Below are 18,110 nucleotides of genomic sequence, written 5' to 3'. Positions count from 1 at the left end.
TGACCGAGCTTTATAGACCTGCCCAAGATTTACTTGCGAATTGCATCTTGGTAGGCCGACAGTAGGCGTTGGCTTAATTCATGCTCTGGGTGGGTGAAAAAATCTTCGGTGTCTTTAAATTCAACGGCTTTTCCTTGTTGCATGACCAGTACCTTGTCACTGAAGTGGCGTACAAGGCCTAAGTCGTTTGAAACAAAGATGTAGCTGATGGCAAAACGGCGTTGTAAGCCCAATAATAGGTTGATTATTTGGGCGCGAACTGAAACATCAAGTGCGGCAATGCTTTCGTCAATCACGATGATTTTAGGGTTGAGTATTAGAGCCCTTGCGAGTCCAACCCGTTGCTTCTGCCCACTGGATAACATATTAGGATAGAATTCGGCATGTTCTTCCAATAGCCCAACTAATCGAAGTGTCGCCATTACTTTTTGTTGCTGCTCTTGAGCCGAAAGCTCGGTATTTAAGCTTAAGGGGGCGGATAAAATGCGTCCTATATTTGAACGTGGATTGAGTGAGCTGCTGGGATCCTGAAAAATCATCCGAATTAAGCGACAGCGACGTGTATAATCACCAAATTGTAGTGCTTCGCCCTGAATGAATATATCTCCTTGACTCGGTTTATTGATACCGGTCAATACCTTGGCAAGGCTTGATTTTCCTGAGCCAGCTTCACCAATAATCGCCAAACTCTCGCCCATATTTAAGCCGAAGCTAATGTCGTCGATAGCAGATACTCGTTGTCGACTAAGCCAACCTTTGTGAACATAAACATGTTGTGATAAGTGACGAACTTGTAATAAGTTCCCCATTTTTGATTTATCCATTATCAGAGACGACCTTTGGTTCCATGTTCAGTGGGTAGTGGCAAGCAAATAGATGACCTTTAACCTTTTTCAACTTAGGTTGAATCACACACTCTCGTTGTGCTTTAGGGCATCGAGGTCCAAGTCGGCAACCAATCGGCAGGTGCTGTAGCGCTGGGATCGAACCTGGTAAGCCAGGTAAAAAGCTCTTGTGTTCGAAGGGATGGTCAAATTTTGGCGCAGAGTTTAATAGCGCCGAGGTATAATGATGCCGAGTATCATTGGTAACTTGCACTGAGCTACCCACTTCAACGATTTGGCCACAATAAATCACACTAATGGTATCGGCTAAGCCAGCTAAGGTACTTAAATCATGACTGATCAATAAAATCGCAGTGTTATTCAACTTATTGAGCTTGTCGAGTAAGCGCAGGATCTGGCTGGCGGTGGTAATTTCCATCGAGGTGGTCGGCTCGTCTGCTACCAGTAGTTTTGGTTGACCTGCAATGGCCATGGCTATCATTACTTTTTGACATAAGCCGTCGGATAATTCGTAAGGATAGCTACGCATTACTTTATGGTGGTCTTTTACGCCCACTTTATGGAGTAGTGCATGCGCTTGTTTTTTACGCCATTGAAAACGACGCCAAAATCCACCTTTGATATTATGGCAAGGGATGGCTTCTTCGATCTGTTTGCCGACTTCTTCTGAAGGGTCTAAGCAGGAGCTCGGTTCTTGGAAAATCATCGCAATATCATTGCCGAGTACTTTTCTGCGTTGGCGGGCACTGAGCGATAACAGGTCGATATCGCCCAAATGCATCCGGTCAGCCTTGATCTTCCAATTGGGTTTGGTCACGCCAAGTAAAGCTTTGGCAATCAAACTTTTCCCTGAGCCGGATTCGCCAACTAAAGCTTTGATCTCTCCCTCGGCAATGGTTAAGTTGACTCTATCCACTGCTTTGACGATTCCTGCGGGAGTATCAATTTCAATCGTCAGATTTCTAATGTCTAATAATGCCATTAATCGACTCCCTCGAGCATCGCTTTACGCAAGCCTTCCCCAACCAAGTTAACGCTTAGAATACTGCTCATGATTACAAATCCTGGTAAGGTTACAGTCCAAGGGGCTGAAAATAACAAATCATGACTGTTACCGAGCATTGCTCCCCATTCAGGAAGGGGCGCTTGCGCGCCAATGCCAATAAATCCCAAGGCGGTAATATCAATCAGTGAAGACGAAAAGCTACGGTTGATTTGAAATACAATGGCATCGGCGATGTTAGGTAGCACGCCGTTTTTTAAGATCCGGTAGTGGGTGGCACCATCCAAACGAGTTGCTGTGATGTACTCCTTTTGGATCTCGGCAGAGACTACGATGTAGGTGAAACGGATAAATTGCGGAATTTGAGCTAAGGTAATCGCAATTAGAGTATTTTGTAATCCTGGTCCTAAGAATGATACCACCATAATGGCGATTAACAATGAGGGTATGGATAAAGCGGTGTCCATTAAGTGGTGTAATATACTGGATTTTACACCGCGGCTCATGCCAGAAAATACCCCTAATGGAATGCCGATAAATGCGGCGAAGCAGACGACCAATAATCCGCCGCCAAAGGTAAGCTGACAACCGTAAATGAGTCGGCTAAATACATCTCTACCTAAATCATCGGTCCCAAAAAAGTTATCAACATGGCCACTTGGATTCCATGACGGGGGTTGCATTAGATTATCTCCCTGGAAGTCCAACGCATAGGGAGCGAGCAGTGGACCAAACAAGGCGATGACCATATAAATCAAGAATACCCAAAAGCCAATCATCGCAATTGAATTATCACGAAATCGACTAAGAACCCTTTGTAGAGCGCTGGAAACCGTAGTTTCAGAAAAAACGTTAGTGCTGAGCATACACTTCTCTTCGGCGAAGCGGGTGGATCAAGACGGTAAATAAGTCGGTGAAAACAAAAGTGCCAATAACGAGAGTCGATATGGCTAACATGCCGCCTTGGATCACCGCATAATCTTGCTGGTAGATGCTTGATATTAGCCAACGGCCAATCCCCGGCCAAGCAAACACCACTTCTAATACCATTGCCATGGTGAGTACATTACCAAATTGTAAACCTAAACTGGGTAAAATGGGCGGTAAAGCATTATGCAGCGCATGGCGGATCACAATTTGACTCTTGGATAAACCTTTGGTCGCTGCAGCTTTTATGTAGTTTTCATTCATGACTTTCGCCATCGAATTTGAGAGTTGGCGGATGACTTCGGTGGTTGGTACGACTGCTAATACTAAAGTCGGCAAAATTAGGTGACTTATTACACTCATTAATGCTGGCCAGCGGGCCTGTTGTGGTAACCAGAATACGTCGATAATGCCAAATCCGGTAACTTGAGGGATCTCTAGTAGCAGATCATAACGTCCTGAGACAGGAAACCATCCGAGTAATAATGAAGAATTCATCACTAATAACAGTGCTAACCAAAAGACCGGAATACTGTAGCCAATCATGGTGAGGCTAAGAATGACGTTTCTGATCCAGTGCTGATGGAAAATACCAGCTAAGGTTCCTAAAGGAATGCCGATTAGAAATGCCAGAATAAAGGCGGTAAAACATAACTCTAAAGTGGCGGGTAGAAAAATAATCAATTGATCAAAAACAGGCTTCCCAGTGACTCTCGATATGCCAAAGTCACCGTTCAGATTATGCCAAACAAATTGGCTGAATTGCTGAACGCTTTTGGCTTCGGCTGGACTCGCCAGTGACTGACTATGTTGGAACATAAAAGCAATTAAATTAATAATTAAAAAGGTGATTATAAATAGATTAATTCGTCGTATTAAATAGCGTAGCATGGCTTACTTCCTGTATGCGTTGTTAAACGACACACCACCGTATGGATTCCAAGTGATACCACCAAGAGTATCACTGTATGAATACATCTTTAAGGCGTGAGTTAAGGGCAGTACTGGAACGTCTTGTTCGATGATCTCTTGAATTTTGTAATAGTTTTTTAATCTGTTAATTAAACGCGGTGAACGGATTGCATCTTCTATTAAGCTTTCAATTTGACCATTACACCAACGGCTATAGTTATAGCCTTGTTCTATTGCATCACAAGAAAATTGTTGCCTAAAAAAGTCGTCGGGGTCGCTGTTATCGCTAGACCAGCCAACTAACAGTAGGTCGTAATTTGCTTGTCCGGCGAGTAGGTGGCGTCGTAACACCTGCCAATCGATCAAACGCACATTGACTTGGTACCCATCGCTGATCAGATCATTACGGATCAGTTCAGCTGTTTTACGGGGTTGAGGATTATAACTCTTGGCTTGATTTAAAACCCAAAACTCTATCGCGGTTTGTTTGGCTTTTTCCACATAAGGATAAACCAAGTTATTTTGGGCGGGTGAATGGGCTTCACGTCGATAAGCCCAAGAAGAAGGCGAAAGTAGCCCATGTGCAATCTCAGCGGTATTTAAGTAAACGGAATCAACAATACGCTGTTTATCAATTAAACCTGCCACTTCGCGTCTGATCCGCACATCGGCAAAGGGCGGTTTTTGGGTATTAAAGGCCAGATAAGAGACATTCAATCCTGCTTGTACCGAAACTAATAAGTCATCGCGTTGTTTCAATACTTGCAACTGGTTGGCGGCAGGTTGCGCCATAATGTCACACTGTCCGGTGAGTAATTTTGCTAAACGGACCGATGAGCTTGGAGTAATATCAAATACCAACTGCTGCATCGGTGGGGCACCTCGCCAATGTCGCCAATGGCGATAATAACGAATAAAGTGATCTTTGCGCTGATTGGCGAAATAGAAAGGCCCACTGCCGATTGGTTGCTGGTCGATTAAGGCTAACTGATTCTGTTGTCGCAGGTGATCAGCGTATTCTGCGGATAGTATCACCGCATAGTCACTGGCTAAGCTGGCGAGAAAAGCTGCATCAGGTTTTTTTAAAACAAACTCGACCGTGCTTTGCGAAAGCTTATGGAGTTGACGAATATTATTTGCGAAACCAATATTATTGAAGAATGGATAGTCACCGTGCACCAGTTTATATAAGGGGTGATCGGAATCCAGAATTCGCTGAAAACTTAACATCACATCATCGGCATTAAGCGTTCTGCTTGGCGAGAAGTACTTGGTTTGATGAAAATGGATCCCCTGTCTAAGATCGAAACGATAGTGCAGACCATCTTCACTAATTTGCCAGCTACTGGCGACCCCGCCGATCAATTGTTGGGTGATTGGATTAATTTCAACTAAACGGTCGTATAAATGCCGCGAAGTGACCGCAATCGCATTGATAGAGCTTTCGAGTTGGGGGTTAAAAGTACGAGGTGCGGTTTCGGTACAATAAACTAAACCTAGCTTTTTAACGTCTTGTTGTTGCTCACAACCGACTAGCAGCAAGCTTAGGCACATCATTGTGCCGTATAAAAATGCATTCATGTAAAGCTGATATCCTGATAACCGCGGGATAATTTACCATTAACCATCTGCTTATCTCAACCAATGATAGACCTAAGCTTGAGTATTAATTTGATGCTTTTTAATTAATCCTCTTAGCTGATGGTAGCTTATTTGTAGCGATTTGGCAGTAAGCGTTTGTTTAAAATGATTTTTCTTAAGCGTTTGAGTAATTAATTTTTTTTCGAAGGTTGCGACTTGTTGGTAAAATCCAGTGCTGTCGTGACTGTCCTCTAGAGTTGCTTGGGGAGCTTGCTTGGGACGCCAAGGAGACGCGAAAGCGTCAAAGTTTATGTCGTTAATTAAGTCTTTGGGATCTCCATTTTCAACCACCGCTCGTTCCACCACATTTTTTAGCTCGCGGATGTTTCCAGGCCAATGATATTGTTCCAATTTGAGTTGCGCTGCTTGGCTGAATCGAGGTTTAGATTGTAGATTTAGTTCACGGGTCATTTTTAAAGCAAAATAGTTGGCCAGTAGCAGAATGTCTTCAGGTCGATGGCGTAAGGGAGGCAGAGTGATGACTGCAAAAGATAATCGGTCTAACAGGTCGGCTCGAAATTGTCCTTGTTGGGCGAGGGTGGGCAGATCTTGATTTGTGGCGCAGACTAAACGTACGTCGATGTTGATGCTTTTATTGCCACCAACTCGCTCGATTTGGTTTGACTCGATAGTTCTCAGTAGTTTTTCTTGTACTTCCATCGGCATATTCGCCAATTCATCTAACAATAGCGTTCCATGGTTGGCTTGTTCAAATCGTCCTTGGCGTTGCTGAGTTGCACCGGTAAATGCCCCCGCTTGATGACCAAATAGTTCTGATTCGATTAAATTGGGATTGAGGCTGGCGCAGTTTAAACCTAGATATTGTTTATCCCAGCGTTCCGACAGGTAATGAAGACGAGCGGCAATTAGTTCTTTACCGGTTCCTCTTTCGCCGATGACCAATACCGGACGATTCAGTGGCGCCAGTAATGACACTCGGTCGAGTACTTCCAAAAAACTAGGACTATTTCCGAGTAAACTGGGGCTTTCCATTGGTTATTCTCACTAATAGTTGGTTAATTTAACTATATCTTTGGTCGTCACTTCTGTCACCTATAGATTATACCCTTTAATATCAATGGTTTAAATTATTGGTATGAGTCTTGATAGAGAACAATAGACCAATTTTACTGAATGAGGAATTCCCATGGGTATGTTCACTCGATTAGCCGATATCATTAATGCCAATATTAGTGCAATGTTAGATAAGGCTGAAGATCCACAAAAAATGTTGCGTCTTATCATCCAGGAAATGGAAGATACTTTGGTAGAAGTACGCGCAAGTACCGCAAAGGTTTTGGCTGATAAAAAACAATTGCTTCGAAAAATCGAACATTTGGCGTTGCAAATGGACGACTGGCAAGCGAAAGCTGAATTAGCTTTAAGTCGCGAGCGTGAAGATTTGGCCCGTTTAGCTTTGGTGGAAAAGAAACATTTACAAGAGTCAATCAAGGTTCAGCAACACGAGCTCGGTTTAGTGGATGATAGCTTAATACAACTACAGCAAGAAATTGAGCAGTTAGAACTTAAATTGCTTGAATCTCGTAATCGACAAGCGGGATTGATAGCTCGTCAAACCACGGTAAAAAATCGTCATGCGGTTCGACAACAATTAGATAACGATCGCGCCTTAAAAACTCGTGAGAAGTTTGAGCAGTTTCAGGCTAAAATCGATCAACTAGAAGCTAAAGCGGAAGTGTTAGGCACGGATGAGGGGAATCAAGACTTAGCGAAGCAGTTTGCTGAGTTGAGCGCTGATGCGGAAATTGCCGATGAGTTAGCTAAACTAAAAGCAAAATTGGCTAAATAATGGGAGAGGGTATGCTTACTGTATTAGTCACACCGTTAATACTATTTATGGCGATAGTTGCTCCCTTATGGTTGATTTTGCATTATAAAAGTAAACGTCAGCTGGAACACGGCATTAGTGAACAAGAGCGAGAGCAACTGAATGCGATAGCGGCACGAGCGAAAGAAATGTCGTCTCGTATTAGCGCATTAGAAAGTATTCTTGATGAGCGAGTGCCGCACTGGAGGGACCGCTAATGTTTGAACGACCTTTTTATCGCGATCCAGTTAAAGGCAAAGTTGCGGGTGTTTGTGCTGGATTGGCACATAGCCTAGGCGCTGAAACTTGGTTAATTCGAATCATCGCAGTGACCTTGGCGATTACCAATTTTGGGTTATTTTTAATTGTATATGGCGCGGCTTGGCTATTTTTGGACAAGCAGCCTGTCGACGCCAAAGTTAACGATGAGGTCACCGTAAAATCGAAAGTATGGCAACGTGGCGAAACGCCAAGTCAAGCCTTAAAAGAACTCGACTCTCAATTTGATGGATTTGAGCAACGCTTACGTAAAGTTGAAAAAATGGTTACTGCTCGTAACTTTGACCTCCATAGTCAGTTTAAGGATTTGTAATTCGAATTACATGAATATTCAGTTGACTGTGCCATGGATATGGCTTCAGGCAGTAGTTATGATTCTGGCCTAGGTGAAGTCGTTGGGGATGGCATCAAGCCTTTCGACTCTCACCTCATTACAGCTTACATTTATTGGCGATCGTTATTCACAAATAACCATTGCGCAATCACCCTCTTGGAATTAATGTTGCCCTCAGCGCTTGATCTAACCGATATTGGAGCAGTAAATTGCTTACGCCTCAAATTAACCCAATTCATTAGCAAATGACACTTTGGTTAAGCTAGCTTTTTTGGTTAGACTAAACACATATAAGCGCATTAAATCGAATAGTATGTTGAAGTCACTAAGGAATAGGAGAGCTTTTTTGCAGTTAACGCGGATGTTTAAGCAGAAAGCAATACAATACGAAGGTGGCTTTTTTTTGAGCCTCAGTCAATGTATCAAACCACGGGGTGATGTAGTAGGCGTTTTATGCGCATAGAACTTAATTGTGAGCAAAGTACCTCAGTTTTTAGTGCCGTATTAACAGTATTGGTAAAACATGGATTGGCGCTAAAAGCTATGCAAAGTGTTGATAGTGGCCATTTGTTTTTACATTTAGCTGAAATGGAACTCTCTCTTACGCAACAACTACTGAGTGAGTTTCGTTATGTGAATGGCGTTTCCGATGCGCGTATTGTTTCAGCTTTACCTTCGGAAATTGAGCATAAAGAAGTACAAATTTTGTTAGACAATGTGCCTTATCCGGTGGTCTTGATCGATAAGGTAGGTCAGATCCGACAGTTTAATCAGGCATTTGAACAATCCTGCCCAGATTCCACGCAGTCTCTAACAAACAGTGATGTAGGCCGATTTTTACGAGGTTTTAGTGTACAACGTTGGTTCGGTGGCGGTTCTGGAAAACGTGAGTTAGTGGAAGTTCAGCTGAGTGGTCGAGTTTATATGGCTGACATCATTCCGCTGTCTGAAACGGTATTATTTTCTCACCTTCCTGGCGCGATTATGCTGTTTAAATCGGCGCATTGGCTAGAGTCAAGTTTTGACTTATCTCAGCTTGAATTGGGAATTAGCGAAGGTCGCTTGGTTGCGAGCAGCGATGAAACCAATCTTGTCTTAAGCGGTATCAAACGTCTGGTTGAGCATCCGATGCCAACCTTATTATTCGGCGAAGCGGGCGTAGGAAAACGATTTTTTGGCCGTTTACTGAACGAGCTCTCGATGGGCAGTGATCAAGGTCTTTATGCATTCAATTGTCAAGATCAGCAATATAGTTTGTTGGAACAGTTGGCAGAAATTGCTGCCGAACGGCCGCATACGGTATTGTTAAGTAATATTGAAGGCTTAAAAAGTGTTGAGGTTGAAGATGCGATTAGCGCGCTGTCCGCACCTCAACTTGGGATTAAACACCTCTTGTTTACTAGTCGTTATACGCCAGAACAACTGGCGGCGTTATGGGGCGGCGATCGTTATTATACGTTGATCAAAAATAGCATATGTGTGCCTCCGCTTCGGCAACGAAAAGAAGATATTGTCCCCTTAAGTCAATCCTGGTTAGACTTTCAGTATGCAAAACATCAGGAAGTTTCGCCTCCGCTAACGCGAGAGGTAAAGCGCTATTTAAGTTCTCTGAGTTGGCCGGGCAACATTCCGCAACTTTATCAGGTTTTACAAGATTCACTCGACTTCGGTAATATTAAACACTGGCAAGTGAATGATATTAAATACCATCATGAAAAAGTAGTGGACAGTGTGAATATCGAAAGTCTGTTGCAACAAGATTATCATTCAGCGATGGGCCAATTTGAACATTTGCTGCTGAGTTACCATTATCCGCAACATCCAAGTTCGCGTTTACTGGCGAAGAAGTTGGGTTTATCTCATACCGCGATAGCCAATAAACTTCGAGAACATAATATTCGTAATAAATCCGATTTTGACAGCTAGCTGATGCTGCTTTGACGGTGAAAAAGCGCGTTCTTAGGTTTACCCTTGCGCTGGTTTTGCTATGATGCGGCAAGCAAAAATATAAATTAGAGCAATGGAGACGCAAACATAATGAAGACCTATAAGATCGCCTTATTGGCTGGTGACGGTATCGGCCCAGAAGTAATGAAACAAGCGGTCAAAGTACTTAAAGCTGTTGAAGCGCGTAACCCAGAAGTCGCATTTGAACTTAATGAAGCCTTATTTGGTGCCGTAGCTTATTTTGAAACGGGTAAATCTTTCCCTGAAGAGACCATGGCCATCTGTGATGAGGCGGATGCGATTCTTAAAGGTACGATTGGTTTAAATCACGAAGATTCTAAAAAAATTCCGGTAGATGAGCAACCCGAGCGGGGCGCTTTGTTACCTTTGCGTCGACGTTACAATACTTATGCGAACTTCCGCCCTGTATATCTACCCAAAGAATTAGCGCATTTCTCACCATTGAAACCAGAAGTGATTGGTGAGGGTATCGATATCATGATCATTCGCGAATTGGTGGGTGGTTTGTATTTCGGCGAAAAAGAAATGGGTAAAGATGAGAGTGGTAAACGCTATGTGCGTGAAGTGCTTGAGTATGATGAAGACCAAATTCGTGACATTTTAAAAGTTGGTTTTGAGACCGCCCAACGTCGTAAGAAAGTACTGCATAATATTCACAAAAGTAATGTTTTAAAATCTAGCGTATTGTGGAACGAAATTTTAGAAGAAGTAGCGGTGGATTACCCCGATGTTGAAGTTAAACATATTTTGGTTGACGCTGCGGCGACTTACTTATGTTTAAATCCAGGCCAGTTTGATGTGATGGTGATGGAAAACATGTTTGGTGACATCTTAAGTGACCAAGGTGGTGGGATCTTGGGTTCTTTAGGTTTGATGCCTTCAGCTTGTATGGGACCTGAGAAGTCTTATTATGAGCCTTCTCATGGCAGTGCTCCTGATATCGCGGGTAAAAATATAGCCAACCCTTACTCCATGATTGGCTCGGTTGCGCTGATGTTAGAGATGAGCTTTGGTATGGAACAAGAAGCGAAAAATCTGTGGCATGCGATGAAATCGGTATTTGCTAATGGTTATGGCACGCCGGATCTCGCGAAAGGTGATGATGCCAAATTAATCGATACCGATGCTTTTGGTGACATGGTTGTCACTGAGTTAAATAAGACCTCTCGAGGTTAATGAGTCAGTCTTAATAAAGCCAGCCTACGGGCTGGTTTTTTGTTGCTGCTACCTAAGGTAATCATCCCCTATTTACCTTGCTAAAAATGAATGCTAGCTTGATGATGCGCTTAGCAATTGGAACTGCAGCGATAGCAATCAATCGCTTGCTTTACTCAAGTGCCTTCGGCTTAAGTGTTTATCAAATGGGTGGCATTGGGGTTAATCTGGACTTAAACAAATGAAAAAACAAACAACATTAATTAGTGCGGGTCGTGATAAGAAGTGGACCCAAGGTTTAGTCAATCCGCCGGTCTCGCGTGCCTCTACCGTGGTATTTAACAGTGTTAAAGAAATGAAGTTGGCAACGGCTAATCGCCATGATAAAACTTTATTTTATGGCCGCCGTGGTACTCAAACCCATTTTGCTTTCCAAGAAGCGATGAATCAAATTGAAGGTGGCGAGGGTTGTGCCTTGTATCCTTGTGGTACCGCTGCCATTAGTGGGGCGCTGTTGTCATTTCTACAGCAGGGTGATCATCTACTGATGGTGGATACCGCCTACGAGCCGACTCGTAATTTATGTGACATGCTGTTAAAACGTTATGGCATTAGTACCACTTATTATGACCCTTTGATCGGCGCTGGCATCTGCGATCTTATCCAAGCCAATACCAAAGTGATTTTCCTCGAGTCTCCTGGTTCCTTAACCATGGAAGTACAAGATGCGCCAGCGATTGTCGCTGCTGCGCGACAAGCAAATCACGATATTGTGGTGATGCTCGATAATACTTGGGCTTCACCACTTAATTTTAGCCCCTTTGAGTTTGATATCGACATTTCTATTCAGGCTGCGACTAAATACATTGTTGGCCATTCCGATGTGATGTTGGGGACGGCAACCGCCAATAAACGCTGTTGGGATCAACTTCGCGAAAACTCTTACTTATTGGGTCAATGTACCTCGCCGGATGATATTTATTTGGCAATGCGAGGCATACGTACCCTTGGCGTACGTTTAGCTCAGCATCAAAAAAACGCCTTAGAAGTCGCTCATTGGTTGATGCAACATGATGATGTGGATCACGTTCGTCACCCTGCTTTAGCCAGTTGTCCCGGGCATGAGTTTTTCAAGCGGGATTTTCAAGGTTCTTGTGGTCTATTTTCTTTTGTGATGAAAGGGGGAAATTCACAGGCTTTAACTGCCTTACTTGATGGCATGCAGCATTTTAAAATGGGCTACTCATGGGGCGGCTACGAAAGCTTGATCATGGGCGTAAACGGGGTTGATAAACTGCGCACTGCGACTCAGTGGCAGGCAACCGGTACTCTGATTCGGGTGCACATTGGACTAGAAGATACGGCTGATTTGCTCGCCGATTTAGCGGCGGGTTTGGCGAGATTTAAGGCTGAACTTTAAGCTCTGCGGACTTATACCAATCGGGATAAAGCGCCTATTTTTGTAAGCCTCTGAGCAATGCCAGCGAAGGAGCGATTGGCACTCTAGCTCTTAAAGTAATAATGGAAATGGGTGTTTCCCATCACAATAAGGGTCTGCATGGCTGGTTTAAGTTTAATTGCCTTACTCGATGATATCGCCGCGGTATTAGATGATGTCGCGCTGATGACCAAAGTGGCGGCAAAGAAAACGGCGGGTGTGTTAGGTGATGATTTAGCGCTAAATGCTCAACAGGTTTCCGGGGTTAACGCTGATCGTGAGTTACCTGTAGTATGGGCGGTCGCTAAGGGCTCTTTGCTCAACAAGTTAATTTTGGTTCCTTTGGCCTTGTTGTTGAGTGTATTTTTACCTGTGGCAATCACTTGGCTGTTAATGTTAGGCGGTTTATTCCTTTGTTTTGAAGGTTTTGAAAAAGTATCTCATGCCTTGTTTGAGCAAACGGGACCAGAGCAAGATGCGCATCGGCAGCAGCGTATACGGGCAAACTCGGATCCGGCCATTGACCTCGTCGCTTTTGAAAAAGAAAAAATACGAGGTGCGATCCGTACTGATTTTATTTTATCGGCGGAAATTATCGTGATCGCTTTGGGCACGGTGAACGGTGCGGAACTGCTTACTCAAACAATCGTCGTTTCGGGGATTGCGGTGATGATGACTGCGGGCGTGTATGGCTTGGTTGCAGGTATCGTGAAGCTTGATGATGCGGGTCTATATTTGTTGAAATATGCAGAAGTTCATCATCGTGGTTTTATACTGCGAGCTTTTGCCCGTGCCCTATTAGGGTTTGCACCGCGCTTAATGAAGCTGTTAGTCATTGTTGGCACCGCTGCCATGTTTTTGGTTGGTGGCGGTATATTAGTGCATGGTATCCCGTTGTTCGCGGACTTAACGCATCAGATAAGTCATTACTTTGCTTCGGCAAAAGGTTTCCTACTATTACTGAAATATAGTGTGCCAGTATTGCTTAACGCTCTAGTTGGGGTGGTTGCAGGAGCAGTCATTATGTTGGGATGTATGACAGCTAAACGTTTGATAGGACGAGTCACTACTTAGGTATATGGTTGCTTGGTGCTCGCAAAGATTGATATTTCTTTAGGATCTCCGAGTAACGAGGGCTGTCCAAAATCTTGAGTAAGGCGGTTTGAAAGCGCTCTATAAAGTGATCGCTAATCGTACGATTAAAGGCATAACAAAGAGGCACGTCTTGGAGTAGCCATTTCACCTCATAAGCGTCTAGTGGCAGTTGATTTTCAATTGCGGCTTGGCGAATAATGGTTTCTACGCCGGAAATGTACTCGACCCGTTTCGATAATAACAGCCGTATTAATTGTCGGTAGTTATTGGTTAGCTTGATATTGTGGTCGTCAAAGCTGTGATTGAGCAACAGTTGCTCCCCTACATCAGTGCGCATTGCAGCAATCATGCTGCTTTTGAATTGATTTAAATGGCTTATTTTTATTGCCGTATTTTTGGGCCCGAAGATGACCACTTTAATCCTATCGATCGGACAAGCCCATTTAAAATAAGGTTCACGTTTGCTGGTTCGGGCGGTAGAAAATAGTACAATATCTGGTTTTTGGGTCATCAGATAATAGGCTCTCGCCCAAGGCATCACTCTAATTTCTTGTTCGGGCTCGCCCATGACTTGCCATGTCAGCCTTAATAGTTCTACCGAAATACCCTGAAGTTGACCACGCTCATCGGTATAATTAAACGGAAAGGCTTCTTCAGTGATATAGGAGAGAGCAGGCGTTGCTGCTGAGGTAAGCGCCGGAGAGAGAGAAACAAGCAATAGAAATAAATATTGGGAAAGCCGCATGATGATACGCTCACTACAGTTGGATAGTTCAAGTATAGTGAGCGAAGCTGACTTATGCTTTTCCCTTAAATATCAGTTTGTGAACTGCCCACTCAATATTTAATTAGATCAGTGGCAACCTGACGCAAAATTCAACACCGCTGTTGTCACTGAAATTACGAGCTGAGATCTTACCTTTGTGAAATTCACAGACTAGACGTGCGATATATAAACCCAAGCCTAAGTGGGGTTTTTGTTGCGCTTGTTGGCTGCGAATTGACACCATTGATTCAAAAATTTGTTCTACCATGTTGTCTGGCAGAGTCGGGCCATGATTACTAATAAGTAATACTGCGTCTTTATTGTCTCGTTGAAAGCTCACCTGAATAGCTTTATTGGGCAGGCTAAACTCCATTGCGTTGGCGACCAATTTGTCCATTAATTGGGCTATATATTCAGGAACTCCAATGATGTTTAAGTCATCAGTGCAAATATCACAGTCGAAGACTTGTTCAGGATAAGTGTATTGGTAGCCCTGCATGCAGCCCGATATCACCTTCGTGAGTGGAAAAGAACAGCGTTCTGCTTGCGATAGGCTTTGTTCAAGTCGAGTCGCTTCGCTCATATTATTTAAGATCATATTTAAGCGATTGACACCTTCTTGAGCGCGGTCGACATATTTTTGAGCGTCCCGGTCGAGGCGTTGTAAACCGAGATGTTCTAATGAAGAGCGCACGACGGCGACCGGTGTGCGCAGTTCGTGAGACAGCCGAGAAGACATATTTTCCAAATAATGAGTATATTGGCTTAAACGGCTAACCACATTGGCAAAACTACGGGATAAATCGCCGATTTCATCCTTATCTTTGGAGCCTCGCAGTGGTGCGCTCACTCTACCTTGACTATCGATGGCCTGTTCGGCTTGGTCGCGTAACTTCCGGATCCGATTTGAAATACTCGAAGCGAAAATAAATAGCGACAATGTACCCACCGACATCACAATCAGAATAATATTGAATAGTCGTTCGAGGGCATGATTACGCAGCGTTCGAATACCGTTGGTGGTTTCCTCGGCAATGACCACCCCCATAACCTTGTCGTCGATCCAAATCGGACTCGCGGCAGCCAACACAACCGCACGGCCATCGGGCGTGAGCCGCCAAGTTGAACCGGGTTTACCATTCAAAGCTTGCTGAATATGGCTGCCCCTAAGTTCGGTTGAGTCCTGCAAGGAGTCAACAAAGTCTTGCGGCGGTTTGGTGAGTATTTTGTAGTACAGCGGATACAGATATTGTTGCATCAGCTGGTTCCACCAATTTGTCTTGGATTTATGATTGAGACTACGCGCCCAAATACTTTGGGTATTGCGAATATCACCAGATTTAGCCAATACACGACCGTGTTTGTCAACCACCCAAATACGCGAGCTATTATGGCTCATGCCTTTAATAATGCTTTCAATTTCAGGCGAAGGGACTAACACAGTACCGAGTTGGTCGACACTATCAATTGCTGAGGTGCCAATAATAGAGATCAGTTTTCGTTTGGCTTGGCGATTCACGTTATAAATCGCAAAGCCAAGTTTACTGCCCACCATCTTCAGCGGGATCCGTAATTCTATGTTATAGCCTTGCTTGGTGCTTAGCCACTGTCCTTGGATCTTTATCTCTGGTTTGACGGGGGTGTTTAGCTTGGGATCGAGCGGTAGCTCGAAGGCATTGATCCAACCGTCTTCGGTGGTGGCCACAATATAGCGGCGAAAATTACCGTCAGGAGCCAAAGTTGCGATCGCCAGATGATCGTTATTATCGATGCGCAGGGTATTTTTGCCGCGATACACCACATCGGGATCTGTGACTTCAAAACTGGCATAAAGATAGCGGCCAAACTTGCCTACCATGTGAGTAAATTGACTGTTGATCGGTGCATCGGGATCGGCTTGGTAAATCACATGTTCTTTGCCGTAAGTGAGCATTCGATGCTGGTAGTCTTGCCAATCACTTAATTTACCATCTAATAGGATCGGGCCCGCCAATGGATAAGCATAGAGATCGCGTCCTTTCTCTACTTGGCTTAAAAAGCTGGCTTGGCTGTCAAATAATTTGGGGCGTTCGTGTAAGGCGGTCGCTAAGGCTTGGGTCGTTCCTTCGAGGGTTTTCTCTTGGCCTAAACGTAAGTATTTCTCCATTTCCCAGACGTATTGATAACCCAACCAAGGCAGGCAGAGCAAAAATAATGATAAAAAAGTGACCTTGGCTCGCAAGCCTAAAGGTAATACCGGCAGCATTAGGCGAGGCTATCCCAGCGGTAACCCATGCCATAGACCGTATCGATGCATTCGAAATTGGGGTCGCTGGCTAAAAACTTCTTGCGGATCCGTTTAACATGGGAAGTAATGGTACTGTCATCGACAAAAATTTTCGCCTCGCTCATCAAGTCCTGACGACTACGCACATGCCCAGGGCGTTTGGCGAGGGCATGTACCATCCAAAACTCGGTGACGGTTAGTTCAATCGTGTGTTGATTCCATAAAACTTGCATCCGGTTGCCGTCGATGGCTAAGGGGCCTCGTTGTAGTAAGTTATCTTCTACAGGGGGGGCCGCCAGTAATTCTGAGCGGCGAAAGAGGGCGGCGATGCGTGCTACTAAGTGCGGAAAACTAATGTCTTTAGTGAGGTAATCGTCGGCTCCTAAGCGCAAGCCACAAACGGTGTCGAAGTCGCTGTCACGGGCCGTTAGAAAAATAATCGGTAAGCTGCTAGACATCGCACGCAGCGACTGACACAACGAAAAACCGCCGTCAATCTCATCTTCTAGGCCAATATCAATAATCGCTAAATCGGGTAAGCGGGTGTTAAAGGCTGCCAGAGCGCTAGGGCGATTTGCATAGGCTTGGACGCTATAGCCTTGTTGCTGTAGGACGTCTTTGTAGTTTTCGCGGATAGCCGCTTCATCTTCTACGATGGCAATGCGTTTCATAGGGGCATGGATCTTCTAAGTGATTGACTCAGGTGAACTATACCTCATTTTTAAGCAAGTTTGCGGGGCTTAAGTGAATTGCCATTTTATTGCCACAATTGATAAGCGTACTGCCATTTTTGCGGCCCGTGAATGCCATTTGTTTATTGTTTAATGGATCCATCGAAACGGTTTGAGCTTTTCAAACCTCGTGAATGAAACCATTGAACAAGGATATTAATTATGAACAAGTCAGTTATTAGTCTCGCCTTAGTGACCAGCTTAAGCCTTTCTTCATTGAGTTATGCGGCTGAGCCTAGTCCGCAACTGAGTGAACGTGATGGGAAAACGGAAATGATCGGTTTAGGTTCTGGCGCTGCTGTTGGTGCGATTATTGGTGGCCCGATTGGCGCCTTTATTGGCGGTTTTACAGGGGTGTTTATTGGTAAATCGGTGGCTGACGAAGAGGCACTTGCCAGTCAACAGCAGCAGTTAAGTGAGCAACAGCAGCAGTTGGCTCAGTTGAGTGAACAGACTGAGCAATACCAGACATTAGCGGCGCAGCATGCCAGAGTTAATGCTCAGTTGGAGCAACTTAAAAACGCCCATCAAGAAAAGATGTCAGAACTTGAATTAGGTCTGAATGTGCAATTTAAAACCGGTTCATCGGTGATCGAACCGCATTTTAAACAGCAATTAGATGATGTGGTTTATACCATGTCTCTCGCGCCAGAGCTGAAGTTGAACTTAACTGGCTATGCCGATCGTCAAGGCGATTCTCGTTATAACCAAGCGCTGTCGGAACAACGTTTAGCTGAGGTTCGCGCCTATTTAATTCATCAAGGGATTGCTGAGCAACGACTGAATTCGCAAGCCTTTGGTGATCGTTCTCCATTGCTGGCCGAGCCCAGTGTAGAAAACAACTTTTTTGACCGCCGAGTCACTCTCAAACTTAGTGCTCAGCGTGGCATGTTAGCCGCCCAGTAATTGCGTTTAGGAGATA

17 protein-coding genes are annotated in these 18,110 nt (G+C 44.3%); 8 read left to right on the top strand and 9 right to left on the bottom strand.

The window, feature by feature from the left end; genetic code table 11:
• Positions 1-29: 29 nt before the first annotated feature.
• From ACRRS1_RS13155 to pspF, 6 genes are all read right to left on the bottom strand, one after another.
• Complete coding sequence (locus ACRRS1_RS13155; protein ID WP_432452716.1) at positions 30-824, bottom strand: peptide ABC transporter ATP-binding protein; 795 nt, start codon at positions 822-824, stop codon at positions 30-32.
• Positions 817-1,827: a peptide ABC transporter ATP-binding protein gene (locus tag ACRRS1_RS13150; RefSeq protein ID WP_432467639.1), complete on the bottom strand. Its 1,011-nt coding sequence runs from the start codon at positions 1,825-1,827 to the stop codon at positions 817-819. Before ACRRS1_RS13150 ends, ACRRS1_RS13155 begins: the two co-directional genes overlap by 8 nt.
• The gene (locus tag ACRRS1_RS13145) at positions 1,827-2,714 is read right to left on the bottom strand and encodes an ABC transporter permease subunit (RefSeq protein ID WP_432467640.1); all 888 of its coding nucleotides are present in this window, start codon (positions 2,712-2,714) and stop codon (positions 1,827-1,829) included. Before ACRRS1_RS13145 ends, ACRRS1_RS13150 begins: the two co-directional genes overlap by 1 nt.
• Positions 2,701-3,666: an ABC transporter permease gene (locus tag ACRRS1_RS13140; protein ID WP_432467642.1), complete on the bottom strand. Its 966-nt coding sequence runs from the start codon at positions 3,664-3,666 to the stop codon at positions 2,701-2,703. Before ACRRS1_RS13140 ends, ACRRS1_RS13145 begins: the two co-directional genes overlap by 14 nt.
• 3 nt (positions 3,667-3,669) lie before the next feature.
• Positions 3,670-5,268 carry an ABC transporter substrate-binding protein gene (locus ACRRS1_RS13135; protein WP_432467643.1) on the bottom strand — a complete coding sequence of 533 codons (1,599 nt, stop codon included), beginning with the start codon at positions 5,266-5,268 and terminating at the stop codon, positions 3,670-3,672.
• 72 nt (positions 5,269-5,340) lie between these two features.
• Entirely contained in the window at positions 5,341-6,321 is a 981-nt protein-coding gene (gene pspF, locus ACRRS1_RS13130) for a phage shock protein operon transcriptional activator (protein ID WP_432459584.1), read from the bottom strand.
• Between the two features lie 154 nt (positions 6,322-6,475).
• Between pspF and pspA the strand changes: the two genes are divergently transcribed.
• The 7 genes from pspA (at position 6,476) to ACRRS1_RS13095 (ending at position 13,404) form a co-directional block, all read left to right on the top strand.
• The gene (gene pspA / locus ACRRS1_RS13125) at positions 6,476-7,138 is read left to right on the top strand and encodes a phage shock protein PspA (protein WP_432452722.1); all 663 of its coding nucleotides are present in this window, start codon (positions 6,476-6,478) and stop codon (positions 7,136-7,138) included.
• A gap of 11 nt (positions 7,139-7,149) precedes the next feature.
• Entirely contained in the window at positions 7,150-7,374 is a 225-nt protein-coding gene (pspB, locus tag ACRRS1_RS13120) for an envelope stress response membrane protein PspB (RefSeq protein ID WP_432452723.1), read from the top strand.
• Positions 7,374-7,748 (top strand): envelope stress response membrane protein PspC, encoded by a 375-nt coding sequence (gene pspC, locus ACRRS1_RS13115; protein ID WP_432452724.1) that lies wholly within the window; start codon positions 7,374-7,376, stop codon positions 7,746-7,748. Before pspB ends, pspC begins: the two co-directional genes overlap by 1 nt.
• A gap of 474 nt (positions 7,749-8,222) precedes the next feature.
• Positions 8,223-9,695, top strand: coding sequence for a TyrR/PhhR family helix-turn-helix DNA-binding protein (locus ACRRS1_RS13110; protein ID WP_432452725.1), 1,473 nt, complete (start codon positions 8,223-8,225; stop codon positions 9,693-9,695).
• 111 nt (positions 9,696-9,806) lie between these two features.
• The gene (gene leuB / locus ACRRS1_RS13105) at positions 9,807-10,913 is read left to right on the top strand and encodes a 3-isopropylmalate dehydrogenase (RefSeq protein ID WP_432467644.1); all 1,107 of its coding nucleotides are present in this window, start codon (positions 9,807-9,809) and stop codon (positions 10,911-10,913) included.
• 220 nt (positions 10,914-11,133) lie between these two features.
• A complete protein-coding gene (locus ACRRS1_RS13100; protein WP_432467645.1) occupies positions 11,134-12,312 on the top strand; it encodes a cystathionine beta-lyase in 1,179 nt (392 codons plus the stop codon).
• 138 nt (positions 12,313-12,450) lie between these two features.
• Positions 12,451-13,404, top strand: coding sequence for a DUF808 domain-containing protein (locus tag ACRRS1_RS13095; RefSeq protein WP_432467646.1), 954 nt, complete (start codon positions 12,451-12,453; stop codon positions 13,402-13,404).
• Here ACRRS1_RS13095 and ACRRS1_RS13090 read toward each other — a convergent pair.
• From ACRRS1_RS13090 to pdsR, 3 genes are all read right to left on the bottom strand, one after another.
• On the bottom strand, positions 13,397-14,170 hold the full coding sequence (locus tag ACRRS1_RS13090) for a substrate-binding periplasmic protein (protein WP_432467648.1): 774 nt from the start codon (positions 14,168-14,170) through the stop codon (positions 13,397-13,399). The two genes, ACRRS1_RS13095 and ACRRS1_RS13090, sit on opposite strands and share 8 nt — an antisense overlap.
• Before the next feature lie 103 nt (positions 14,171-14,273).
• A complete protein-coding gene (gene pdsS / locus ACRRS1_RS13085) occupies positions 14,274-16,436 on the bottom strand; it encodes a proteobacterial dedicated sortase system histidine kinase (RefSeq protein ID WP_432452730.1) in 2,163 nt (720 codons plus the stop codon).
• On the bottom strand, positions 16,436-17,128 hold the full coding sequence (gene pdsR, locus ACRRS1_RS13080) for a proteobacterial dedicated sortase system response regulator (protein ID WP_432452731.1): 693 nt from the start codon (positions 17,126-17,128) through the stop codon (positions 16,436-16,438). The genes pdsS and pdsR overlap by 1 nt, the downstream gene beginning before the upstream one ends.
• A 222-nt stretch (positions 17,129-17,350) precedes the next feature.
• Between pdsR and pdsO the strand changes: the two genes are divergently transcribed.
• On the top strand, positions 17,351-18,094 hold the full coding sequence (pdsO, locus tag ACRRS1_RS13075; RefSeq protein WP_432463390.1) for a sortase-associated OmpA-like protein PdsO: 744 nt from the start codon (positions 17,351-17,353) through the stop codon (positions 18,092-18,094).
• The last annotated feature ends 16 nt before the right edge of the window (positions 18,095-18,110 follow it).

This window comes from Agarivorans sp. Z349TD_8, from assembly GCF_050870825.2.
In the GTDB taxonomy this organism is placed as follows: domain Bacteria; phylum Pseudomonadota; class Gammaproteobacteria; order Enterobacterales; family Celerinatantimonadaceae; genus Agarivorans.
Note: the sequence above shows the minus strand (reverse complement) of the source record. Positions and strands in the feature narration are given on the sequence as shown.